The 21831-nt window shown below is 64.2% G+C and carries 25 protein-coding genes; 10 read left to right on the plus strand and 15 right to left on the minus strand.

What is annotated here, in order from left to right; all coding sequences use genetic code 11:
- From AC1D34_RS12560 to AC1D34_RS12575, 4 genes are all read right to left on the minus strand, one after another.
- Window positions 1–624: SDR family NAD(P)-dependent oxidoreductase (locus tag AC1D34_RS12560; RefSeq protein ID WP_476824377.1), on the minus strand; the 624-nt coding region annotated here is incomplete at its 3' end.
- A 4-nt stretch (window positions 625–628) separates the two neighbouring features.
- Entirely contained in the window at window positions 629–1921 is a 1293-nt protein-coding gene (locus AC1D34_RS12565) for an ABC transporter substrate-binding protein (RefSeq protein ID WP_441492129.1), read from the minus strand.
- A gap of 53 nt (window positions 1922–1974) precedes the next feature.
- A complete protein-coding gene (locus AC1D34_RS12570; RefSeq protein WP_476824378.1) occupies window positions 1975–2940 on the minus strand; it encodes an extracellular solute-binding protein in 966 nt (321 codons plus the stop codon).
- On the minus strand, window positions 2912–3703 hold the full coding sequence (locus AC1D34_RS12575) for a FadR/GntR family transcriptional regulator (RefSeq protein WP_441492131.1): 792 nt from the start codon (window positions 3701–3703) through the stop codon (window positions 2912–2914). The genes AC1D34_RS12570 and AC1D34_RS12575 overlap by 29 nt, the downstream gene beginning before the upstream one ends.
- 105 nt (window positions 3704–3808) lie before the next feature.
- Here AC1D34_RS12575 and AC1D34_RS12580 point away from each other — a divergent pair, with 105 nt between their 5' ends.
- Genes AC1D34_RS12580 through AC1D34_RS12600 form a run of 5 tightly spaced genes read left to right on the plus strand, consistent with a single transcriptional unit; the run spans window position 3809 to window position 7880 of the window.
- Window positions 3809–4933: a mandelate racemase/muconate lactonizing enzyme family protein gene (locus AC1D34_RS12580; RefSeq protein ID WP_476824379.1), complete on the plus strand. Its 1125-nt coding sequence runs from the start codon at window positions 3809–3811 to the stop codon at window positions 4931–4933.
- A 5-nt stretch (window positions 4934–4938) separates the two neighbouring features.
- On the plus strand, window positions 4939–5814 hold the full coding sequence (locus AC1D34_RS12585) for a carbohydrate ABC transporter permease (RefSeq protein WP_441492133.1): 876 nt from the start codon (window positions 4939–4941) through the stop codon (window positions 5812–5814).
- The gene (locus AC1D34_RS12590; RefSeq protein WP_441492134.1) at window positions 5807–6640 is read left to right on the plus strand and encodes a carbohydrate ABC transporter permease; all 834 of its coding nucleotides are present in this window, start codon (window positions 5807–5809) and stop codon (window positions 6638–6640) included. The genes AC1D34_RS12585 and AC1D34_RS12590 overlap by 8 nt, the downstream gene beginning before the upstream one ends.
- A 35-nt stretch (window positions 6641–6675) precedes the next feature.
- Window positions 6676–7545 carry a DUF6772 family protein gene (locus tag AC1D34_RS12595; RefSeq protein ID WP_476824394.1) on the plus strand — a complete coding sequence of 290 codons (870 nt, stop codon included), beginning with the start codon at window positions 6676–6678 and terminating at the stop codon, window positions 7543–7545.
- Window positions 7545–7880 (plus strand): hypothetical protein, encoded by a 336-nt coding sequence (locus tag AC1D34_RS12600; protein ID WP_441492135.1) that lies wholly within the window; start codon window positions 7545–7547, stop codon window positions 7878–7880. Before AC1D34_RS12595 ends, AC1D34_RS12600 begins: the two co-directional genes overlap by 1 nt.
- Window positions 7881–7922: 42 nt before the next feature.
- Here the strand turns inward: AC1D34_RS12600 and AC1D34_RS12605 are convergent, their stop codons facing one another.
- A complete protein-coding gene (locus tag AC1D34_RS12605) occupies window positions 7923–9122 on the minus strand; it encodes an aminotransferase class V-fold PLP-dependent enzyme (protein ID WP_441492136.1) in 1200 nt (399 codons plus the stop codon).
- A 65-nt stretch (window positions 9123–9187) separates the two neighbouring features.
- On the opposite strand from AC1D34_RS12605, the gene AC1D34_RS12610 reads away from it, so the two are divergent.
- The gene (locus tag AC1D34_RS12610; protein ID WP_476824380.1) at window positions 9188–9997 is read left to right on the plus strand and encodes an IclR family transcriptional regulator; all 810 of its coding nucleotides are present in this window, start codon (window positions 9188–9190) and stop codon (window positions 9995–9997) included.
- Between the two features lie 2 nt (window positions 9998–9999).
- On the opposite strand, the gene AC1D34_RS12615 is transcribed toward AC1D34_RS12610, so the two are convergent.
- From AC1D34_RS12615 to ybaK, 6 genes are all read right to left on the minus strand, one after another.
- A complete protein-coding gene (locus AC1D34_RS12615) occupies window positions 10000–10500 on the minus strand; it encodes a RidA family protein (RefSeq protein WP_441504204.1) in 501 nt (166 codons plus the stop codon).
- 43 nt (window positions 10501–10543) lie between these two features.
- The gene (locus tag AC1D34_RS12620; RefSeq protein WP_476824381.1) at window positions 10544–11338 is read right to left on the minus strand and encodes an amino acid ABC transporter ATP-binding protein; all 795 of its coding nucleotides are present in this window, start codon (window positions 11336–11338) and stop codon (window positions 10544–10546) included.
- 14 nt (window positions 11339–11352) lie between these two features.
- Complete coding sequence (locus AC1D34_RS12625) at window positions 11353–11988, minus strand: amino acid ABC transporter permease (RefSeq protein WP_441492140.1); 636 nt, start codon at window positions 11986–11988, stop codon at window positions 11353–11355.
- A gap of 6 nt (window positions 11989–11994) precedes the next feature.
- A complete protein-coding gene (locus AC1D34_RS12630) occupies window positions 11995–12663 on the minus strand; it encodes an amino acid ABC transporter permease (RefSeq protein ID WP_441492141.1) in 669 nt (222 codons plus the stop codon).
- 103 nt (window positions 12664–12766) lie between these two features.
- Window positions 12767–13639, minus strand: coding sequence for a transporter substrate-binding domain-containing protein (locus AC1D34_RS12635; RefSeq protein ID WP_476824382.1), 873 nt, complete (start codon window positions 13637–13639; stop codon window positions 12767–12769).
- 362 nt (window positions 13640–14001) lie between these two features.
- Entirely contained in the window at window positions 14002–14475 is a 474-nt protein-coding gene (gene ybaK / locus AC1D34_RS12640) for a Cys-tRNA(Pro) deacylase (protein WP_476824383.1), read from the minus strand.
- A 284-nt stretch (window positions 14476–14759) separates the two neighbouring features.
- Between ybaK and AC1D34_RS12645 the strand changes: the two genes are divergently transcribed.
- The 3 genes from AC1D34_RS12645 (at window position 14760) to AC1D34_RS12655 (ending at window position 16025) form a co-directional block, all read left to right on the plus strand.
- Window positions 14760–14978 (plus strand): hypothetical protein, encoded by a 219-nt coding sequence (locus AC1D34_RS12645; RefSeq protein WP_441492144.1) that lies wholly within the window; start codon window positions 14760–14762, stop codon window positions 14976–14978.
- A gap of 221 nt (window positions 14979–15199) precedes the next feature.
- Entirely contained in the window at window positions 15200–15409 is a 210-nt protein-coding gene (locus tag AC1D34_RS12650) for a hypothetical protein (protein WP_113516134.1), read from the plus strand.
- 139 nt (window positions 15410–15548) lie between these two features.
- On the plus strand, window positions 15549–16025 hold the full coding sequence (locus AC1D34_RS12655; RefSeq protein ID WP_476824384.1) for a Ros/MucR family transcriptional regulator: 477 nt from the start codon (window positions 15549–15551) through the stop codon (window positions 16023–16025).
- 142 nt (window positions 16026–16167) lie between these two features.
- Here AC1D34_RS12655 and AC1D34_RS12660 read toward each other — a convergent pair whose 3' ends face one another.
- From AC1D34_RS12660 to AC1D34_RS12670, 3 genes are read right to left on the minus strand one after another with little or no spacing between them, the layout of a single operon-like run.
- Window positions 16168–17247, minus strand: coding sequence for an HlyD family secretion protein (locus AC1D34_RS12660; RefSeq protein ID WP_476824385.1), 1080 nt, complete (start codon window positions 17245–17247; stop codon window positions 16168–16170).
- A 16-nt stretch (window positions 17248–17263) separates the two neighbouring features.
- The gene (locus AC1D34_RS12665) at window positions 17264–18934 is read right to left on the minus strand and encodes an MFS transporter (protein ID WP_476824395.1); all 1671 of its coding nucleotides are present in this window, start codon (window positions 18932–18934) and stop codon (window positions 17264–17266) included.
- A gap of 18 nt (window positions 18935–18952) precedes the next feature.
- Window positions 18953–19396 carry a MarR family winged helix-turn-helix transcriptional regulator gene (locus AC1D34_RS12670; protein ID WP_476824396.1) on the minus strand — a complete coding sequence of 148 codons (444 nt, stop codon included), beginning with the start codon at window positions 19394–19396 and terminating at the stop codon, window positions 18953–18955.
- A gap of 209 nt (window positions 19397–19605) precedes the next feature.
- On the opposite strand from AC1D34_RS12670, the gene AC1D34_RS12675 reads away from it, so the two are divergent.
- Window positions 19606–20697 carry a tartrate dehydrogenase gene (locus AC1D34_RS12675; protein ID WP_476824386.1) on the plus strand — a complete coding sequence of 364 codons (1092 nt, stop codon included), beginning with the start codon at window positions 19606–19608 and terminating at the stop codon, window positions 20695–20697.
- Between the two features lie 45 nt (window positions 20698–20742).
- Here the strand turns inward: AC1D34_RS12675 and AC1D34_RS12680 are convergent, their stop codons facing one another.
- Window positions 20743–21750, minus strand: a complete 1008-nt coding sequence (locus AC1D34_RS12680) for a PdxA family dehydrogenase (protein ID WP_476824387.1) — start codon at window positions 21748–21750, stop codon at window positions 20743–20745.
- Between the last annotated feature and the right edge of the window lie 81 nt (window positions 21751–21831).

The raw sequence follows: 21831 nt of genomic DNA on the forward strand, positions 1-21831 counted from the left end.
CTCCAGGACCGCCGCCTCATAGACCGCGTCGGTCAGCACGGCGCGGTTGCGATCGGTCAGGATCGCGCCCGGCTTGATCACATTGAAGGTGACGTCCGGCGCCCGGACGGTGCGCGCGAGATTCAGGATCACGCTGGTCTGGGCCGCCTTGGTGGCGGCATAGTAAAGGCAATCGGCATTGGGCCTGGCCTCCTGGACGCTGCCGATCGCGATCACCCGGCCAAAGCCGCCCGTGATCATGCCGGGCAGGAAGGCCTGGATCAGGCGGACCGTGGCGTGGARATTGACTTCGCTCTGCACCGCCAGGGCACGATYACTGACAGCGTCCCACCGCTCCCTGATCTCGACCGAAGCACACAGCACCAGGATGTCGGGAACGAGGCCCTGAGCATTCAGGTCATCACGCATTCGCCCAGGCATTGCCGGGTCCGCAAGATCCGCGATCAGGCCGCTCGCCTTCAGCCCGGTCGCATGCAGCGGCAAGAGGGCCGCCTCGTTTGCGGCCGCATCGCGATCATGCAGCACGGCATGCGCACCGGCCCGGGCCAGTTCCGATGCCACGGCCAAGCCAATCCCCCGCGCCGCGCCGGTGACCAGGGCGACGCGCCCATGAAGCCCTGCCATCCGCCTAGCCGAGCAGCGGGCGAACGCGCTTCACCGCGTCGTCCATGGCCTGTTGCGGCGGCTTGATGCCGAGCACTGCGGCCTGCGTCTCCTCGATGAAGATATCATGGGCGCGCGCCTGCTCGTCGAAAGCCGGCAGGTGAATGCGAGAGGCTTTGAGCGCTGCCGCCTCGTCGGCCGCATAAGGCATTGCTGCAATCAGCGCCGGATCGGCATAGGTCGAGATCCGGACCGGGCCGTTGCCATTCAGGGCCATCGCTTTGGTGCCGGCTTTCGACGAGAGAGCCCGGATGAGATCCCAGGACAGCGGCTTCTGCCTGCTGTTCTTCGGGATCACCAGCGACCAGAACTCGACTGTCGGCGCAAACGCGACCTTGCCGACAAGGTCGGAGGCCATCGGCGGCAGCAGCGACTTGAAGCGCCCGCCATACTTGCCCTTGGCCGGATCGTTATAGGTCACCAGCCGGGCGAAGGGGTTGATCGTCATTGCCGCCCTGCCCTGCTGCATCCAGGTGGTGATCTCCTCGTTGTTGACGGTCGCGAAATTGCGCGGCAGCGCGCCCGCCTTGTAGAGATCGGCAAGCACCGTCAGGGCCTTCACCATTGGCGCCTCTGCCGCCACGAGCTTGCCGTCGCTGGTCATGTAGTCGCCACCAAGACAGCGGGCGAGGGTCAGGAAATTGGAGGCAAAGACCGCTGTGAAGGCGAGGCCGTTGACCTGCGTGCCGTCCTCGCGCTTGAAGGTCAGCTTGCGCGCCACCTCGATCAGTTCCTCGAAGGTGGCCGGCAGTTTGGTGATGCCGCGTTCTTCCAGCAGCGCCTCGTTATAGATCAGCGCATTGGTGGCGTGGCGAACCGGTATACCGTGCAGGGCGCCGTCGACCTTCAACGGCTCGACCAGTCCCGGCGCGAAATCGGCGAAGTCCTCGACCGGCGCATCCTTCAGCAAGGCATCCAGCGGCTCGAACAGCTTGAGATTGCGCGGTACGGCGCGGCCATTGAGCAGGTAGGCGAGATCGATTGAGGTCTCGGTCAGCGTCACCTCGCGCAAGAGGCGCTCATGGATGGCGTTGACATCGCCGAAGGTGACCCAGTTGACCGCCGCGCCTGCCTGCTTGCGCCAGGCTTCGGTGGCATCGCCGCCCGGGCCCATCGTGGCCGAGGTCTGATGGACACGGTGCCCGAGTGCGGTCACCGTCCGGGCCTGAGCCATGGCGCCTGTCGGCAAGGCCAGCGACGCGGCCGCTCCGCTGGCGAGCAGTCCGAAGCGGCGGCGCGAAAGAGTGCGATTGTCCATGGCGTTCCTCCCGATGGTGCTCCGCGCTGTGCCGCGCGATTGTCAGAGATGGTTCAGGCCGGCAGCAGGGGCTGCACGCGCTTGACGAGCGAGGACATGGCCTCCTCCGGCGTCTTCATGCCCAGCACGGCGGCTTCGGCCTCTTCCTTGAACAGGTCGCCGGCACGAGCCGCCTCGTCGAAGGCCGGCAGCGGCACACGGGCGACCTTGAGCACCTTCAGCTCTTCCGCCGCATAGGGAACGGTGTTGGCGAAGCCGGCATCGGCATAGGTCGAGGCGCGCGCCGGGCCATTGCCGTTGAGGGCAGCCTTCAGGGTCGCATCCTTCGCGGTCATCGCCTTGATGAAGCTCCAGGCGAGATCCTTGCGCTTCGCGTTCTTCGGGATGACCATGCCCCAGAACTCGACMTTGGCTGGCGCAGCGTCATATTTTCCGGCCAGCGTCTTCGAGGCGGGGACGGCGACCGTTCTGATCTTGCCGGGAAATTTCGWCTTCTGCGGGTCGTTGTAGATGCGATTGCGGCCCATGCTCTGCAGGCTCATCGCGGCACGCCCGGTCTGCATCCAGACATTGACGTCCTCGGGCGAGAGCGTCGCGAAATTGCGCGGGAAGGCACCGGCCTCGAAGAGCTCGCGCAGCAGCTTGATTGCGTTCAGGGGATCGCGGCTCATGTAGCCATCGAGCGGCTCGAACAGGTTGGCGGCGCGTGGGATCACCTGCGTGTTCAGCACGAAGCCGACATCGACGGTGCTTTCGGAGAGGCTTGCCTCGCGAAACAGCCGCTCCTGCAACGGTCCGGTATCAAAGGTCGTCCACTGGATCGTGGCACCATTCTTCTGCGCCCAATCCTTCGTGATGTCGCCGCCTTGTGCACCGGTCGCGACGGTCTGCATCACCCGGTGCGCAAAGACGTTGAAAGGGCCGCCCTGCTGCGCGAAGGCCGGAGCGGCGCCGGCAAAGCTCAGGCCGATGAAGCCGCCCAGGAGCTGCCTACGGTCCAACCCTGTTCCTGCCGTCATGATTATCCTCCCCGAGTGTCGCGAGTTCCGCGATGGCGGCTTCAGCCGCTTCGAAATGCTTGTTCATGGCCATTTCCGCCGCCTCGGCGTCGCCGGCGCGGATCGCTTCGACAACGCGGACATGGCGCTCATAGGTCTTGCGCCAATCGGCCTGCGTGCGGGCGCTGCGCGAATTGAAGATCTCCATCACTTCACGGATCACCGGACGAAGGCCCTGGATCTGGAGATCAAGCAGCCGGTTGCCGGCGGAGGCGGCAATCGCCTCGTGAAAATCGAGATCGGCCTCGATCCAGCGCGGCACGTCGCCGAGCGACGCCTCCATGCGCACGAGGATGCCAGTCAGGCGCTCGATATCGGCGGGCGAGCGACGCTCGGCGCTATAACGCGCGATCGGCGGCTCGAGGATGCGGCGCAGTTCGACAGCCTCGGTGAGCCCGGTCTTGCTGCCTCTCACGGCGAAGCGAAAGAAGCGATCGAGCGGAGCGGCATCGAGCGCCTGGACACGCGTGACCTTGCCCTGCTGGATGTTGACGACGCCCATGGCTGCGAGCTGGCGGATCGCCTCGCGCGCGATCGGTTTGCTGACTCCGAAAGATGCGGCAAGGCGCGCCTCGGATGGAAGCGCGTCGCCGGGCTTCAGCCTGCCATCATGGATTGCCTGGGTGATGCGCGCGATCAACGCATCGCCCAGCCGCGTCGGCACGACATCGGAGGCGCCGAACGGGTCGCTGTCGATCTCGGGCAGTGTCGCGGCTTCGGTCATTCGCATCCTCCACTTTCATGATTGACAGATACAGAGCAGGTTTGCAACTGATCAACCTATCAGTTAGGTTGATCAGCCTTCCCGCAAACCAGGGACCGATACCAGATGACCGGCCGCAGCATCGCCAGGATCGAGTCCCATCCCCTGCGGGCGACCCTCGAGAAGACGCAACGCACCTCGCAAGGTGACTATCCCGCGATCGAGCTCGTTGTCGTCGAGGTCACGACCAGCGACGGCATCACCGGCTACGGCGAGGCGCTCGCGCGCCGCGGAGCCGCCGGCTATGCGCGCCTGATCGACGATGCGCTGAGCCCGCGGCTGATCGGCAAGGATCCCGCAGACCGGCGGGCCCTGTGGAAGTTGATGCGCCATGCCCTCTCCGGGCGGCCTGGCGGGCAACTGGTCGAAGCGATATCCGCGATCGACATCGCTCTCTGGGATATTGCCGGCAAAGCCGCCGGCGCACCGATCCACAAGCTGCTCGGCGGCATGGGGCGGCTCCGCGTGCCGGCCTATGCCTCATCGATCAACTGGCTCGACGATGCGACGGTGGAAGCAGAGGTCGCAGCGGCGCTGACGGCCGGGTTCCGCGAGATCAAGGTCAAGCTCGGCCATCCCCTGAAAGACGCGATCGCGCGCGCCAAATTCATCCGCCAGCTCGCCGGGGACGATATCGCCCTCTATGTCGACGCCAACTGGGCCTATGACGTCGACGACGCCATGATCGTCGGACGGGCGCTGGCCGATCTCGGCTACGGCTTCTTCGAGGAGCCGATCGCGCCGCATGATCGCGCAGGCTATGCGCGCCTCGCCCAACACTTGCCGATCCGGCTCGCGGCGGGCGAGAGCKACTATGTCGCCAGCGAGGCCCTCATGATGCTGCAGGACCGCTCGCTCGGCCTGATCCAGCCGGACGTCACACGCTCGGGCGGCATCACCGAGACCTGGCGCATCGCTGAACTCGCCGCGAGTTTCAACACGGCCTATGCCCCCCATGTCGGCTGGTCCGGCGCAATCTGTGTTGCCGCCAGCCTGCAGCTCGCCGCCGCGGCCGAGAGCCTGCGGACCTTCGAGTGCATGGTCTACGCCAATCCGCTGCGCGACAGCTTCACCACACCGGTCGTCGGCGAAGGGCATCAGCTCGTCGACGGTATGCTCGACGTGCCGCAAGGTCCCGGCCTCGGCATCGAAATCGACCGCGAGATGCTCGCGCGCCACCGTATCGCCTGAGCATCATGGCCAGTCGCACGCCCCTCTCTGCCCTCGCCCTCGTCAGCCCGGTCCAGCTGATGGTCGGCGGTATCATCTTCCTGCCGGCGATCTATGTGTTCTGGCTCAGCCTGAACCAATCCTCCTTCGGTCAGGCAGCCAGCTTCGTCGGCCTCGCCAACTACGCCAAGGTGCTCGGCGACCCGTATTTCTGGCGGGCGTTGATCAACACGGTCATCGTCGTCGCCGTCGTCGTGCATGTCGAGCTGCTGCTCGGCCTGCTCATGGCGCTGTTCTTCGCCTCCGGGGTGCCCTTCCGGGCGCTCCTGCTCGCCATCGTGCTCGCCCCCTATGCGGTCAGCGAGGTCTCGGCGGTGGTGATGTGGCGCTATCTGTTCGAGCCCGATGTCGGGATGATGAGCCAGGCGCTCGCATGGTTCGGCCTACCACCGATCGAATGGGCGGTGAAGCCGTCGCATGGCCTCTTCATGGTCTCGTTGCTCTCGATCTGGCTGCACCTACCATTCAGCTTCATCATCATCTACGCCGCAAGGCTCTCCGTCCCGGACGAGCTCTATGAGGCGGGCGCCATCGATGGCGCAACGGGTTGGACCGCGTTCCGCCGCATCACCTTGCCACTCCTGATGCCGGCGCTGCTGATCGCCGCCCTGTTCCGCTACATCTTCGCCTTCCGGTTGTTCTCAGAGGTCTGGCTGATGACCGGCGGAGGTCCCGCCCGGACCACCGAGGTGATGGCCGTCTATCTCTATCTCGAGGCGTTCCGGTACAACTCCTTCGGTGCCGCGGCTGCGACCGGCTGGTTGCTGGTGCTCGCCTCGCTCCTGCTTGCGCTGTTCTACCTGCGCTCTCTCTACCGGGAGATGTTCAGAAAAAATGCGTAAGCGCTCATTCCCCCTTGCGGTCCTGAAGGGCTTCGGCGTTCTCGCGATCGCCGCCTGGTCGATCCTGCCGATCGCGCTGATCGTGATGTCGTCCTTCAAGTCGGACCGGGACATCTTCTCGTTGACGTCGCGGTTCAGCTTCACGCCGACGCTCGCCAATTACGAGCTGCTCTGGAGCCGCTGGGGCGACTTCTTCCACGGGCTCTGGAACAGTTTCCTGGTTACGTCCGGAGCGACCGTGCTTGCCGTCACGGTTTCACTGCTCGCCGGCTTCGCCTATTCCCGTCACGCCAGCAGGGGCCTGCAGGCCAGCGCCTTCTTCCTGATCTTCATTCGCCTGATCCCGCCGATCGTGATCACGCTGCCGCTCTTTCCGGTGGTCAACTGGCTCGGGCTCAACGACACGCATCTCATCCTGATCGTGCTCTACGCCACCTTCTTCGTCTCGCTCGGCACCATCGTGATGCGCACGTTCATCGACCAGATCCCGCGTGAACTCGACGAGGCGGCGATGATCGACGGGGCCTCGCAGTTCCAGATCATCAGGCGCGTCATCTTCCCGCTGGCCGCGCAAGGCATGCTGGCGGTCGCGGTCTTCGTCATCGTCTACGCTTGGAACGAATTCCTCTTCGCCTTCATCTTCACCACGACCAAGGCCAAGACCGCGCCGCTGGTCGTCGCCGAGATGATCGGCGCGGTCGAGGGCGTCGAATGGGGCGTGCTCTTCGCCGCCTCTGCCGTCCAGCTGCTGCCGGTGCTCGCCTTCGTCATCCTCATGCAGAAGCACCTCGTCGCCGGCCTGACCGCCGGCGCGGTGAAGGGGTAAGCCCAATGACCGCGACCAGCTCCCAACTCGACGACATGCGCCGTGCGATCCGCGAGGCGGATCCGCAACTCAGCCGCTTCGAACCCTTGCCTCGCATCATCTGCCTCGACGATTTCGACCGCGGCATGTGCGGCTGGACCCAGCTCGTCGGCAATTACGAGGACACGCTGGACGCCATGCTGCCGGGCTATGCCCAGCATTCGCACGCCATGCTCTCGACGCTGCCAAACTGGGATTTCGGTTCGCATGGCGGCGTCGACGGCTCCTATGCGCTGAAGATCGCGACACGGCCGAAGAAGGGCGCGCAGAACGTCGCAATCAAGCGCCTGACCTTCCGCAAACCCGGACCGATTCGTCTCGAGGCCTATTTCAGCTTCAAGCCGGAAGCGACGGAACTGCAGCTATCCGAAACCGACATCCGCTCGTTCGGCTTCCTTTACGATCTCCAAGTCGGCGACCAGCATGGCGCCGGCGGCGAGCGCGTGATGCCGCATCTGCGCTTTCTCAATGCGCTCGACGGCGAGCATGTCCAGAAATGGCAGTTCAAGCGCCGCACCACGCCGATCAAGCCGATCGGCTCCGCCGGCAAGACGATCTCGCATTACCATCTCTCGCCGGACGACTGGGAGGACCTGCCGGGCGGCGAGCAGCGGCTCTGCTACAACGAGATTCCGACCAAGGTGAACTGGCACTATCTGCGCTTCGACTTCGATCTGGCGACGATGCGCGCCACCGGCTTCCAGGTGAACGACCGCAGCTTCGACATGAGCAGCTATGAGTCGATCCGCATCCCGGCCATGAAGAACCTCTGGTGCATGCTCAATCTCGGCTTCTTCGCCGAAACCGACTCCGACAAGCGCGCCTTCGCCTATCTCGATTCCGTTTGCCTGTCGGGAGATTTCTGATGCTGCCCGAGAACCTCACCGCCATCGTCGCCCGCAACGAAACCTGGACGGGCGAGGCCGCAACCGAGCCCTACGAGGCCGGCTGGGCCAAGGAAGCCATCATCTTCGTGCGGGCCCTCAAGCCACCGAAGGGTGCGCTGCCGCGGGCCCGCATCGAGATTTCGGCCGACGGGCTGCATTGGGCCCCGGAAGGTTCGCTCTTCGATCTGCCTGCGCGCGAGAACGCCGTGACCTTCCAGCGGCTCGCGCATTTCGGGAACTTCCTGCGTGTTGCGGTCTCGCTGCCGGCGGGAGCGGAAATCACCGTGCTGGTGAGCCTGCACCTAAAAGCGTGACGCACCGACAGTCACCAGAGCCTGCGATCCGCGGGATAGGCATCAATCCGGCCAACGCCTGAGATAGGCTGCCCGACGGCTTCGGCGTTCCTCCAGCGGCGTGGCGATGATCTCATTGCTGCGCAGGGCGGCGCCAAGCTCGGCGGCCAGTCGATCGGCGACGATATTCTCCTGGCCTGGGTGAAGGTTACAGGGGTCGAGATAGAAGAATCCGTGCTCGACCTCGTGATCGCGCACAATAACCGGCGGCTCCCCGCGTGCGAGCGCATCGGCGAGGTCCCAGGCCGTGATATGGGCGGCCTGCGGTTCGACCGAGAGCTTGATCCTGTCGAGCGGGTTGTCGGTCGGATCAGGCTCAATCTCGACACGGATCCCCGGCCTCTCGGCCAGTCGTTCGCGCCACAGCGCAAGCGCGGCCTGTTCGCGCTCCCGGATGCCGGCATGGTCGCGCGTCTCCCATGCTTCCAGGGCAGCGATAGTGCCGACGATGCTCTCCTTGCCGACTTTCATGCCGCGGCCGATGCCGCCGTTCTGAAGAAATGCCGCGCGCACGAGGTCCTTGCGACCGGCGACGATTCCGGCTGTCGGGCCACCGAGAAACTTGTGAGCCGAATACAGCGCAATGTCCGCGCCTGCGGCCAGGAAGCGCTGGAGGTCGTATTCCGAAGCGGCATCGACGATGACCGGCACCCCCCTTGCCCGGCAAATGGCGGCGAACTCCTCGAGCGGGAGCTGCCCATAGCTGACCGTATGATGGGACACGACATAGACCGCAGCGGCGGTCCGTTCCGAGATCGCTCCGGCCAGTTGATAGGGCCGTACGCTCGTGGCCTGCCCGACCGGCACCACCCTGGCGCCAGCGAGCGCAATGCCTTGTTCGACGGGAGCGCCGTAGCTCACCATATGCCCGGTCATGATCAGGACTTCGTCCTTCAGGCCCGTCGTGTCCGGCAGTCGTTCGACGGCATAGAGGTCACTGCCCGTCATCGCCCCGGCCACGGCAAGCGTGATGCCAGCCGAGCAGGAAGCCGTGACGAATCCAGCCTCGGCTCCGCACAATCTGGCGATGACGCCGCTGGCGACCTTCTGAAGTTCGTCGACTTCGACGAATTGCGGCATGACCCCAGCCATCGCCTCGATGGCCTGCGGCACGATGATCGAGGCGCCGAGCCCCGTCATCGTTCCCGACACATTGATGATCGCACGGAGACCGAGCGCCTTTCGGGTATCGGGCTTGTTCATGGCGTTCCTCCGGAAGCATGGTTACGGTAAGGGGTCCGCGGAATCGCGTGACGGAGAGCTGGCAGATGAAGGACAGTGAGATGGGCGTGGCGTCCGCGCCCTCCGCCACTGGGCCGCGGCGCACGCGGGTCAGCGGAATCGAGCGATCGGTCCAGATCCTTGACTATCTCCAAGAGACGGCGCGGCCGGCGACCGGATACGATATCGCCCGCGCGGTCGGAGCGCCGCTGTCCACGGTCTATTCGRTCGTCGAGGAACTGGTCGCCAGGGACCTGCTTTCGCGCAATGGCAGCGTGGTCTGGCTCGGCCCCAAACTCTATCACTACGGCCTCGCCTACGCGCGCGATCTTGAGATCATCACGGTCGCCACCCACGAGATGCATGTGCTCTCTCGCGAGGTCGGTGAGACAGTCCAGATCTGCGGCCGTGACGGCGACATGATGGTGGTGGAGGCGATGGCCGAGGGGCCCGGCCACTTCAAGGTCACATCGCGGATCGGAACCCGGGTGCCCCTGAACTGGACCGCCTCGGGCCGGCTTCTGGTCGCCCATCTCGATTTTCAGGACCGGGTGGCGCTGTTCCGGCGCTGCGCCAAGGCCTCGCCAACGGGGCGGGCAACGGTCGACCCGGTCGCGCTCGCCGAGCAATCCGACGAAGCACTGTCCGCCGGCATCGCCGTGCAGGCTGGCGAATCCGACTATGCCGTGGCCTGCGTCGCGGCACCGGTGCGCAACAATTCCGGAGATTGCGTGATCACCATCTCGATCGTGCTGCCGGAATTCAAGGTCCAGGAGGAGCCCTCCCGCTTCGCCGATGCAGTCCGGAGCGCGGCACAGCGCATCGAAGCAAGCCTTGGCTGGCAATTCAGGCAGTAGCATCATGAGACCGCGACGACCGCTTCGATCTCCACGGTGATGCGGCGCGGCAGCGAGCCGAACCCGACGGCTGAACGCGCGTGCCGGCCAGCATCGCCAAAGACCGCGACGAAGAGGTCCGAGCAGCCATTGATGACGGCGGGATGGTCGGTGAAGTCCGGCGTGGCGTTGACCATGCCGAGCACCTTGACGATGCGCCTGACCTTTCGAAGGTCCCCCAGTGCCGTGTGCAGCACCGCGATGAGGTTCAGCCCCGTCAGGCGTGCATGAGCATACGCCTCCTCGACCGAGACGTCGGCGCCGACCTTGCCCGTGTGGATGCGACCGTCCTCATGCGTCGGCCCCTGACCCGACAGGTAGAGCAGCGTACCTTCCCGGACATGGGTCGTGAAATTGCCGATCGGTGTCGGCACTTGCGGCAATTCAAGACCAAGTTGTGCCAGCTTCTCATAGGGCGACATCGCAAGATCGGAGGGAGGAGCAAGATCGGATGGAGGCGGCATCGCTGAACTCGGTCGGAATGGGTGTCAGGGCGCCAGCAGCCGCTCAATGAGCATGCCGAAAGGCGGCGAAGCGCGAGAGGAAAGCCCGCAATCGTTCGTTCGACTGTTCATCGAAGACGGCCTTCGGCGGCGCGTCGATCGCGATCAGTCCCTGGTCGGTGAACACCACGCGGTCGGCCACCTCCCTGGCGAAGGCCATTTCATGGGTGACGAGGATCATCGTGCGCCCCTCTGCAGCCAGTTCCTGCACCACCTCCAGCACTTCGCCGACAAGCTCGGGATCGAGCGCGGAGGTTATCTCGTCGAGCAGCAGGACCTTCGGCTCGATCGCAACCGCTCGCGCGATACCGACCCGCTGCTGCTGCCCACCGGACAATTGCGAGGGCAGCGCGTCGAGCTTCTMGGAGAGGCCGACGCGCACGAGCCATTTCTCGGCAATCTGCCTTGCCTCGCCCTTGCTCTTGCCGCGCGACTTCATCAGCCCGAGCATGACGTTCTGGGCCGCCGTCAGATGCGGAAACAGGTTGAACTGCTGGAAGACCATTGCCGCATCGACCCGGATGCTGGCGAGTTCCCGGTCACTGCGCCGACGGCGACCGGCGCCGTCATCCCGATAGCCGACCTCCACTCCATCGATCCGGACCGAGCCGCCATCATATTCCTCGAGGAAGTTGATGCAGCGCAGCAAGGTCGTCTTGCCACTTCCGGATGGGCCGATGACGGCGATCACCTGTCCCTTGCCGACATCCAGATCGATGCCCTTCAGCACCTGGTGCGCGCCGAAGGACTTGGTCAGGCCCTTGATGCGGATCACCGGCTCGTCGGGCGTCTCGATCATGATCGTCCTCCCGCTCAGATGAAACGCTTCTCGAGACGCCGGCTCAGCGTCGAAAGCGGATAGTTGATGGCGAAATACATCAGCGCCCCCATCACATAGAGCGGCAACGCCACATGGGTGCGCCCGATCACCTGCTGGAGCGCGAGCATCAGGTCGACGATCCCCAGCAGGGAGACGAGCGAGGAGCCCTTCACCGTATCGACGACGCTGTTGACGAAGGGAGGCAGGAAGCGTCGGATCGCCTGCGGTGCAAGCACATGGACGAAGCGGTCGAGGAGGCCGAGCCCGATGGACTTCGCCGCTTCCGTCTGCCCTCTGGGGATGGACTGGAAGGCGCCGCGGGTGATTTCAATGACCTGGGCGGACTTGAAGGCGGTCAATGCCACAATCGCGGCGGTCAGGCTCGGCAGGTTCACCTTGATGGCCGGCAGCCCGTAATAGACGAAATAGAGCAACACCAGGATCGGTACGCCGCGCACGAAATCGGCATAGATCCGGATCGGAAACCGCGCCCAGAGCGGGCCGAAAGCGAGCACGCAACCGAGCGGGACACCGATCAACAGCGAGAGCGCGATCACGCCGGCCGAGACCAGGAGCGTGATGCGCAGGCCATCGAGCAGAAACGGAAGCGTCTGCAGGAACAACGTCATGGCCGCTCACCGCGTGATGGCATAGCGCCGCTCGGCCAGCCGCAACAGCAGCAGGATGGCGTAGCTGGTGACCAGATAGATCGGCGTCGCGAGCAGATAGACCTCGACCGTCCGGAAGGTCTGCGTCTCGATCCAGCGCATGCCGTAAGCCAGTTCAGGGACGGCAATCGCGGAGGCGATCGAGGTGTCCTTGAACAGCGAGACATAGGTGTTCGAGAGCGATGGCAGGGCGATGCGCAGCGCCGTCGGCAGCCGGACATGGACGAGCACGCCCGCTGGCGTAAGACCGATCGCCTTGCCAGCCTCGATCAGCCCTTTCGGCACGGCTTCGAAGCCGGCGCGCAGGACCTCGACCAGATAGGCGCCGGAATAGATCGCCAGCGTCACCACGAACGAGGTGGTGGCGTCATATTGCAGATCGATCGCGCTCGGCACGCCGTAGAAGACGAGATAGACGAGCAGCAGCAGCGGGACGTTGCGGATGAACTCGACATAGCCCCGGATGAACGGCCTGGCCCAGCGTGGCCCGTCCATTTCGACGAGCGCCAGAACCAGCCCGATCACCATGCCGATCGCGATCGTCGCGATTGCGAGCTCGATGCTGAGCAGGAGACCGTCGAACAGCTTCGCGGCGTAGCGCCAGACGATCGCGAAGTTGAAGTGGTAGTTCGTCATGCCGGGAGACGTCTCGTCACGGGCCGTGCAGGCGACTTCGCCGCCCTGCCGCGCGCCAGCGGCGAGCGCAGGGGTCGGCGAAGCGCGACCGCGAAAGCCGCCGTCAGAATTTCGGCAGCCCCGTCTCGCGGACTGGCGGCGTCAGACCAAAATAATCGCTGATCGCGACATCGAAAATCTCGTTCTGGTGGCCGTACATGGCGATCCCGAAGGTGGTGTCGACGAAGCGCACCCAGTCCGGATCGCCCTGGCGCATGGCCGCGCCGTACAGCATGGAGTTCCAGGACTTGCCGGCATCGGCATATTTGTCGGGGTGGCGCTTCGCGAGCCACCAGACGGTCGAGAGATCGACGGCGGCGGCATCGGCACGCTTTGAATCGAGCGCAAGGACGACATTGGCCTGGCTGTCGAGCTGCATGACCGTCGCCTGCGGCAGGACCTTCTTCACCGACGCTTCGGCATCGACGTTCTGCAGGATGGAGACCCGTGCACCCGATCCTGCCTTGAGCAGGGCGTCAAAGCTCTTCTTGTCGCTGTCGGGGCGCGTCAGCAGGGCGATGCCCTCGACATAATAGGGTCGGGAGAACGCGACGAGCTGCGCCCGCGCCGGTGACATCGTCATGAATTGGATGACGATGTCGACCTTCCCGGTATTGATGTTGGGAATGCGTTGAGCCGCATCCTGCCTGACGAACTCGACCTTCTTGTCGTCGTCGAAGAGCCCCTTGGCGAGGATCCGCCCCATGGCGATGTCCATGCCGACGAGCTGTCCCTTCTCATCCTCGAAATGCCAGGGCGCATTGGTCGAGCCCGTGCCGACGATGAKCTTGCCCCGGTCGAGAACGGTGCGCAGCAGGCTGTTGGGAGCGGCTTGTGCCGCCGCCTGCCTGGCTGAACTGGACGCTGCCGCAAGTGCAAGGCCACCGACAAGGCCGGCCTTGAGCAGGTTTCGTTTGCTGTCGACGACGTCTGTCATAGCGGCACGCTCCCCTTATGCGAGGCGGTCGCCTCGTATGGATTTATTCTATAATTACAGAATAAGAAGCATAACTATGTTAGCCTAGTTTTGATCGACAGAGCCTGTCAAGCGACGTCCAGAGGCGCCGAGGGAAGCGGCGCAACGAGACGGGGAGCAGATTGCTGGGGCATCTCCAATGGTGTTCGGCCGCTGGATTGGAACCCGAGGCCAGACCTGCGAGTGGCGGCGTTCAACGCCGGGTTCGACACAACGAAGCCGCCGCAATCACCGCGCTGTGTCGTCGGGCCCTCTTCTCCCGGACCAGCGCTTGATCGCGCGAGCCCGGAACGTCGCAGAAGCCGAGCCAGAGACGATCACCGCTAGGAAACGATCGCGACGGTCGCCGCATTGCTTGCGCGGACAAGGTCGTCCGGCGCCAGCTGGACCTGCAGGCCACGTAACCCTCCATTGACGAAGACATATGGCTCGGAGACGGCCGTGATCTCGACAAGGGTCCTCAGCTTGCGCTTCTGACCGAATGGGCTGACGCCGCCGACCTTATACCCCGTCAGGCGCTCGGCATCGCTCGGCGCCAGCATACGCGCGCTCTTGCCTCCAACGGCCGCGGCCACCCTCTTCATGCTTGCCTCGCAGTCTGATGGGAGAACCAGACAAACGGGTATGTTGTCGACCTGCGCGATCAATGTCTTCAAGACCCGACCGGGTGGTTCACCCAGGGACTGGGCCGCCTGAAGACCGACGCGATCGCTATTGGGGTCGTATTCATAGGTTCGGAGTTCGAAGGAAACGCCGCCCGCTTTCAACACGGCCGTGGCAGGTGTGGATTGTCCCATAGCCCTCAAACCCTGGTGCTTTGGCCGCGATTGCGGCCCGCGCCGAAACGCCCCCTCCCCATAGAAATCCCGCGCCCCGAGAGACATCCCCATCTGCTGGGCCCATGAGGCACCAAGGGCTTCACTGGAGGCGGCCGTTTCGATGCGCGCGTCTGCTCCGCAGACCAGGACGAAGCCGCCCCCTTGGAAGCATCCGCGGCGAGCTTCGCGACAGCGTCACACCCTCTTGAAACCCCAACCGTCCAAACTAGTTTTCTGGGATCAGCCACGGAAGGAGAGATCCGATGACCGCGGTGACTGAACTCAAACCGGAAACGCACAGCGTCTGCATCACCTGCCATGAGGATTACCGGTATGCGCTTCTGCGCATCGGCCAGATCGAGGATGCGCAGCCCAATTCGGCGAAAGCCCTCGAATTGCAAGCTCTGAGGGCCGCGATCGTCGACTATGAGACGCGCAAGGCATTGCACGCGAAGGGACCAGAGGTGACGGCCGCGAGGTGACAGGCTCCGCAATCAGCTGAACATCGCCCACGCCGTCGAACACGTCCAGGGACTGATCGGCTGCATCAAGGGTTCTGGCGGGGAGAGCGTGTTAACGGCCTCGTCGTCACATTGGCCGCTCGCGAGGATCACGGTGCCGGGGGCACGTGGCGAGGCGGCTGTGAATACGTTGTAAGTTGATATCGAATGACGAACACAGATCAAAGAACGGGGGTGAGAGAATGCCGCAGAAGCCGACGCGCGAGTTTGCAGTGATCAAAGTGAAGCACGTTACAGTCAGCGCAGACACGACACTGGGCGCCGTAATCGCCTTGGAAGTCGATGGGAAGAACGAAATCTCCCTCTTCATGGTGCCAGAAGTTCTCGCCTCGCTGGAGGCCATGCTGGCCAAGGCCAGTCTCGAACAGGCGCGTCACCACCCAGTTCAGTAGGCCGCCGCACGCCCTCTCACCAGAATAAACCGGGACTGCAAGCATCGGAATTGAGCGAACCACCGCAACGAGTATTGCAAATAGAACGTTCGGCAGGTTAAATGAGACCTAGGCGCAATATTCTGATTTGGGAAAAGCCATGGCCAACGAAGATGAAAATTATATTGATCTCACGGCGATGGTTATTTCGGCCTACGTCGCACATAACAATGTCCCTCGCAGCGATCTCGTTGGCTTGATTGCGAGCACGTATTCAGCGTTCGCGCAGCTCGACGCCAAATCCGAAGCTGCGCCGCCACCGGTCGCGCTCGTACCAGCCGTTCCGATCAAGAAGTCGGTCACGCCGGACGCCATCATCTGCCTGGAAGACGGCAAATCGTTCAAATCCCTCAGGCGTCATCTGGGTACGGCCTACAATCTCACTCCTGAGCAATATCGCACCAAGTGGGGCTTGCCCTCAGACTATCCGATGGTCGCACCGAACTATTCCGAGGCCCGGGCCGCCMTTGCAAAGGCATCGGGCCTGGGTCGCAAGGCCAAGGTGGTCCCGGCCGCACCCGTCGTCGCGAAGCCACCGCGCGCCAAGCGCGGCCCGCGCTCAGGCTCCAGCGCCTGACCCGGCCGCGAAGCTGACGGCCGTTGGCGCCTGCCGTTTCGGCGCTTTCGGGACTGGAGATTTCTGGATCACCGCAGCCATTTTGGAGCGCGGGCGATCCAGAAGTCCGCAATTGTCCCCCCTGGTCGCTTGCACGCCGATGTTATTGCTTGTCGGCGCTGGATAGGTTGACGGCTGCCTCAACCGGCGTGGCGGTGTCGATGCTGACGATGACCGACATGCCGGGCGCCAGATCCTCGGTCAAAGGCTGGTCCTGATCGATCGCGATCCGCACCGGCAGCCGCTGCGCAATCTTGGTAAAATTGCCGGTCGCATTGTCGGCCTTCAGGATGCTGAATTCGGAGCCCGTGGCTGGCGAGAACTCCTGGACATGCCCGGTCAACGAGGCGTGATGCAGCGCATCGACCGTAAAGGTCACCGGCTGGCCGATCTTCATCCCGGAGAGCTGGTTTTCCTTGAAGTTCGCGATCACCCATTTCCTGGCCGGAACCAGCGACGCCAGTTGCGTGCCAACAGCAACATATTGCCCGAGCCGCACGCCGATCTCGCCCATCTTGCCGTCCTGCGGCGCCAGGATGCGAGTGTTCTGCAGATCGATCGCGGCCAATTGCACTGCTGCCTCGGCATTGCGCACGGCTGCCTCCAGCCCGGCGCGCCCGACGATGATGGACTGCCGATCCTGCCGGGCGACATCGAGGGCCGCTTCGGCCTGGCGTAGGCTGGCGCGGGCCTGGTCGAGCACCAGACTGGCCTGATCGGCCGCGCTCTGCGTCGAAATCCCCTTCTCGCGCAGGGCGAGGATGCGCCCGGCATTGGCTTCCGCGGTTTCGACCGCCGCCTGCGCACTGGCGATCTGGGCTTCTCCGGAGCGCAGGCGCGCTTCGGCGGCGCGCTGCGATTGATCGGCATTGGCGAGGGTGGCCCGCTGGCCGGCAAGAGTGGCCTGCGCCTGCCGCACACGCTGCTCGTAGATCCGGTCGTCGATCTGCACGATGAGATCACCAGCCTTCACCGTTTCGAAGTCCTGAACCGCGACTTTCTTCACATAGCCCGCCAATTGCGGGCTGATGATCGTGACCTGGCCTTTGACATAGGCATTCTCCGTGCTCTCGACCGAGCTGGCGAAGGGCGGCAGCCGCCAGGCGTAAAGCACGAGCAGCACACCGCCTGCGGCGACCAGCAGCGCAATCAGGGTTCCAGGTGAGCGAATGGCTTTCGGCATGATGGCTGGCTTCGGTTCAGAGGGCTTCGGCCGGGCGTAAGAAGAACCTGGCGCTGCGCAGTCTTGCGTAGAGCAGATGGATGATCAGTCCGCCGAGCGCGGCTCCTGCCAGGACCGCGATGAGCAGGAATGCGTCGTTATAGGCCAGGATATTGGCTTCGCGGCTGGCCTGCTGGGCGAACAGGGCGACGCCCTCGGCATTCAGCAGCCGCCCGTCGGTGAGCAGCTTTCCATAGACTGCCGAAAGCTGCCTCAACCGCTCCGCCACCGCCGGGTCGGACAGCAAGAAATGCTCGACGAGAAGACTGGAATGGAACTTCTCGCGGAGCGTGACGAAGCTGCCGAAGAAAGCCGAACCGATCAGGCCGCCCAGACTCTGCGTGAAGAGGAAAACCACGATGAAGCTGGTGATAAAGGTCGGCCCCTGGCGGAGCGCGGCCATGAGACCGGTCAGCATCGCCGGAGGCAGGAACAGCGCGCCGCCAAACGCGATCAGGGCCTGGCTCAGATACATGTTGTCCGGCCGCGTCAGATTGGTCGCCTGACTATCCATGGCGGCACCGGCGCAAATGCAGAGCAGCGCGACGCCATGCAGCAGCGGCACGCGCTCGGGCTTGAGAGTGGCGCCGCAAAGGAGCCCGCCGCAAAGCGAAGCCAGCAGGATCACCACATATAGCCCCCTGCTCTGCTCATTGAGCAGGCCGAGATTTTGGAACAGGGCGAGTGCACCCGAAGTCTGCTCGGACAGCACGATGCGGAAGACCAGCAGCACCGCCGTGATATGGAGCATTTCCCGGCTCATCAGCCAGCGCACATTCAGCAGCGGCGTCTCGCGATTGATCTCGATTGCCACGGCAAGACCGAGCGACAGGATGGCCAAGGCAAGGCACCAGCCGATCCAGGGTGCTTCCAGCCACCAGACCAGGCGGCCCATCACCAGGATGACCGCGAGCAGGCCAAAGCCGATCRCAATCAAGGGGTAGCTGATGAAATCCAGCCGCTGCAGGACCTTCGCATGGGGAATCGGCGTCAGTGGCAGATAGAAGATCACGGCAAGCGAAATCAGCGCGAGGCCGATCGCCATCGTATAGAGGCCCTGCCATTGACCGATATCGAGCAGCATCGGCGAGATCAGCCGCGCCAGCGTAGGGGTGCCCGCGGAGCAGGTCAGCGTCAGGCTCAAGCCCCATGACATCTTCCTGGCCGGAGGAAAGGCCTCGAGCATGTAGAGGAAGCCGAGTGTCGATATCGGCGATGCGGCCATGCCCGCGAGGAAGCGGACCCCGATCGCCGAATGCAGATCATGCGCGATGAGATGCAGAAGCGAGGCGGCGACGAAGATGCAGATGCCGAGCTCGGCGAAGCGGCGCAGCCCGAACTGCGTCCGGACCTTGGTCAGGATCAGGGTCATGCTGACATTCGGCGCCATATAGGCGGCGATCAGCCAATTGATCTCAAGCTGCGTCGCGCCGAAGGCACCCTGGATTTGATTGGTATTGGCAGCGACGAAGTTCATGCCGAGGCCCTGCGTGCCAATCAGAAGGGCGGCGGCCGCGACATAGGCCGCGGCGACGGCAAAGGGCTTTGCCGGCAGCAGAGCCGGGCTCTCAGGGGCGGGAGGCTCTTGGACTGTCGCAGGCGAATGATCCGCCTGGCCTTCGGGGCGCGCTTCCGCTTCATCGGTCATTGCCATGGCCATGGTGCCTCAGGACGCCGGCTCCATGTTGCGGATCATCTGCCGAAGCACGCGGATCGTGATCTCGAGTTCGGCAGGGTCGATCTCGCGCAATACCTCGCGGCCGATCTCGCCGGAGATCTCCTCGATCTCCTCGACCTGATGTTGGGCGGCCGGGGTCAGGCTGATCTGTTTCGCCCGCCGATCGCCGTCGATGGCGCTTCGCTCGATCAGGCCGTTCTTCTCCATCCCGTCGAGCAGGCGCACGACGGTCGGGCCCTCGACCTCCAGCAGACTGGCGAGTTCCGTCTGATTGATCGCCGGGCAACGCGAGAGATGAAGCAATGCGCGTGCACGCGACAAGGTCAGGCCGCGTTGGCGCACAAGGCGATCGAACAGGGTTCGCAATTTGCGGCCGGCCGTCGACAGCTCCGTCAGGAAGCTGCGCTCGAATCCAGGTTGGGTGTCGTCCATAGAACGCATATATGTAGCGTACTATCTATTAGTCAAGCAGCTAACCAAGTGCCATTCGGACGAACCCAGGCGCAGGCCGACAATCCGTCGGGGATACCCGAAGCTATGAGAGCGGAGGTTTTCCTTGCCCAGCCGGTAGACTATTTCCGACAGGGCTTTATGATTGTCGACAATAGGCAATTATTCGAACGCAAGGGCGGAGCCGTCTGATGAAAACCTACTGGATTGCCGCCATTCCCGGCGACGGGATCGGCGCCGAGGTGATCGGAGCAGGGATCGAGGTCCTGTCGCTATGCGCCGCCCGGTCCGGCAATTTCGCGTTCGACTTCACCCATTTCGATTGGGGTTCGGACTACTTCAAGCGCCATGGCCGGATGATGCCCGAAGACGGGCTCGACCGCATCCGCGATTGCGACGCGATCTATTTCGGCGCCGTCGGCGCGCCCGATGTGCCCGATCATGTCACCCTATGGGGCCTGAGGCTGGCCATCTGCCAGCCCTTCGACCAATACGCGAATGTGCGCCCGACGCGCATCCTGCCGGGCATCGAGCCCCCCCTGCGCGGCGTGGCCCCGGATGATCTMGACTGGGTGATCGTGCGCGAGAATTCGGAGGGCGAATATGCCGGCCAAGGCGGGCGCTCGCATCGCGGGCAACCCGAGGAGATCGCGACCGAGGTCTCCATCTTCACCCGCGGCGGGGTCACGCGCATCATGCGCTTCGCCTTCGAAATGGCGCGCTCTCGCCCCCGCAAACTCTTGACCGTAGTCACCAAGTCGAACGCGCAGCGTCACGGCATGGTGATGTGGGATGAGATCGCCGCCGAAGTGGCGCGCGAGTTTCCTGACGTGACCTGGGACAAGATGCTGGTCGACGCCATGACCATCCGCATGACCTTGAAGCCGCGGAGCCTCGACACGATCGTGGCGACGAATCTTCATGCCGACATCCTGTCGGACCTCGCCGCAGCCCTCGCCGGCTCGATCGGCATCGCCCCCACCGCCAATCTCGACCCCGAGCGCCGTTTTCCCTCGATGTTCGAGCCGATCCACGGCTCTGCCTTCGACATCACCGGCAAGGGCATCGCCAATCCGATCGCCAGCTTCTGGTCCGCCGTGATGATGCTCGACCATCTCGGCGAGGGAGACGCAGCCGCGCGGCTGATGCGCGCGATCGAGCGCGTCACGGCTGACGCGGCAAACCATACGCCGGACCTCGGCGGCACGGCGACCACGCGCTCGGTGACCGATGCGGTGCTGGAGGCGCTCCGCGGCGACAATCTCACTCGCGCCGCCAGCTGACCGGCGCCAGGCGGATAGCGGCATCGCCGCGACCCGCCCGGCGGTTCAGGCGGCGACGCATACTGTCGCCAGCCGGCTCGCAAGTTCGACGGCGCTCTGGAGCGCGCCGGGCGAGGCCACGCCTTTGCCGACAATGTCGAATGCTGTGCCATGCGCTGGCGTCGTGAAGACGACGTCGAGCCCCGCCGTCACCGTGACGCCACGATTGAAGCCCCTGAGCTTCGTCGCGATCTGCCCCTGGTCGTGATACATGGCCACAACGCTGTCGAACTCGCCGGCAAAGGCACGAATATAGACCGTATCGGCCGGATAGGGCCCGGTGCAGCCGATGCCGCCAGCCGCGATCCGCTCCACGGTCGGCCGGATCAGCTCGATCTCGTCGCGGCCGAACAGGCCGTTCTCGCCGGCGTGAGGATTGAGTGCGGCCACCGCGATGCGCGGGCTGACGATCCCCGCGCGCTTCATCATGCGATCGACGAGTTCGACCGCATCGGTGATCGCACGCGCATCGATCAGGTCGAGGGCTTCGCGCAGCGAGACATGCGACGTCACCCGCGACATCCACTGGCCGTCGAGCACGTTCATTTCCGAGAAATAGCCGTGATGTCTGAGCAGATGCGCGAACAACTTGTGCTCGTCGGGAAAGCGCCAGCCGCCTGCGAACATCGCGGCCTTGTTCAGCGGCGCGAAGGTGATCGCATCGAGCTGCCCAGCCTGCGCCATGCTGATCGCACGGGCCAGCGTCTCGCCTGTGATCCGACCGGATTCCGCCGATATCTGCCCGCGCCCGAGTTGGGCCGGATCGGCATTGCCGAGATCGACGAGCGGGATCTCGGGAGCATCCCAGTCGATCTCGTCGGGTTCGGTCACGCCGGTCCAGCGGAGCTGAACACCGGCATCGCGCGCGCCCTGCTCCAGCACGCGATGATCACCGACCGCAACGAGCCGGACATGCTCGCGATAGCGGCCCGCGGCGAGAACCTTGGCCGCGATCTCGGGACCGATTCCGGTCGCGTCTCCCAAGAGGAAGCCGAGGCGGGGCTTATCCTGCATGGCGGCCATGACGTCCCTCAGATTAAAGATGCTTATTGTCGACAATATGATATTCATCGCATGGGATCCGATGAGGAGCAA

The sequence above is a fragment of the Allobosea sp. P1_A7 genome, from assembly GCF_056406775.1.

Coding starts and splice junctions, on each gene's coding strand:
- AC1D34_RS12590 (WP_441492134.1), top strand. CDS start 5,807: ATGCGTAAGCGCTCATTCCCCCTTGCGGTCCTGAAGGGCTTCGGCGTT.
- AC1D34_RS12645 (WP_441492144.1), top strand. CDS start 14,760: ATGACCGCGGTGACTGAACTCAAACCGGAAACGCACAGCGTCTGCATC.
- AC1D34_RS12660 (WP_476824385.1), bottom strand. CDS start 17,247: ATGCCGAAAGCCATTCGCTCACCTGGAACCCTGATTGCGCTGCTGGTC.
- ybaK (WP_476824383.1), bottom strand. CDS start 14,475: ATGGGACAATCCACACCTGCCACGGCCGTGTTGAAAGCGGGCGGCGTT.
- AC1D34_RS12670 (WP_476824396.1), bottom strand. CDS start 19,396: ATGGACGACACCCAACCTGGATTCGAGCGCAGCTTCCTGACGGAGCTG.
- AC1D34_RS12575 (WP_441492131.1), bottom strand. CDS start 3,703: ATGACCGAAGCCGCGACACTGCCCGAGATCGACAGCGACCCGTTCGGC.
- AC1D34_RS12605 (WP_441492136.1), bottom strand. CDS start 9,122: ATGAACAAGCCCGATACCCGAAAGGCGCTCGGTCTCCGTGCGATCATC.
- AC1D34_RS12625 (WP_441492140.1), bottom strand. CDS start 11,988: ATGACGTTGTTCCTGCAGACGCTTCCGTTTCTGCTCGATGGCCTGCGC.
- AC1D34_RS12565 (WP_441492129.1), bottom strand. CDS start 1,921: ATGGACAATCGCACTCTTTCGCGCCGCCGCTTCGGACTGCTCGCCAGC.
- AC1D34_RS12595 (WP_476824394.1), top strand. CDS start 6,676: ATGCGCCGTGCGATCCGCGAGGCGGATCCGCAACTCAGCCGCTTCGAA.
- AC1D34_RS12585 (WP_441492133.1), top strand. CDS start 4,939: ATGGCCAGTCGCACGCCCCTCTCTGCCCTCGCCCTCGTCAGCCCGGTC.
- AC1D34_RS12600 (WP_441492135.1), top strand. CDS start 7,545: ATGCTGCCCGAGAACCTCACCGCCATCGTCGCCCGCAACGAAACCTGG.
- AC1D34_RS12680 (WP_476824387.1), bottom strand. CDS start 21,750: ATGCAGGATAAGCCCCGCCTCGGCTTCCTCTTGGGAGACGCGACCGGA.
- AC1D34_RS12650 (WP_113516134.1), top strand. CDS start 15,200: ATGCCGCAGAAGCCGACGCGCGAGTTTGCAGTGATCAAAGTGAAGCAC.
- AC1D34_RS12615 (WP_441504204.1), bottom strand. CDS start 10,500: ATGCCGCCTCCATCCGATCTTGCTCCTCCCTCCGATCTTGCGATGTCG.
- AC1D34_RS12630 (WP_441492141.1), bottom strand. CDS start 12,663: ATGACGAACTACCACTTCAACTTCGCGATCGTCTGGCGCTACGCCGCG.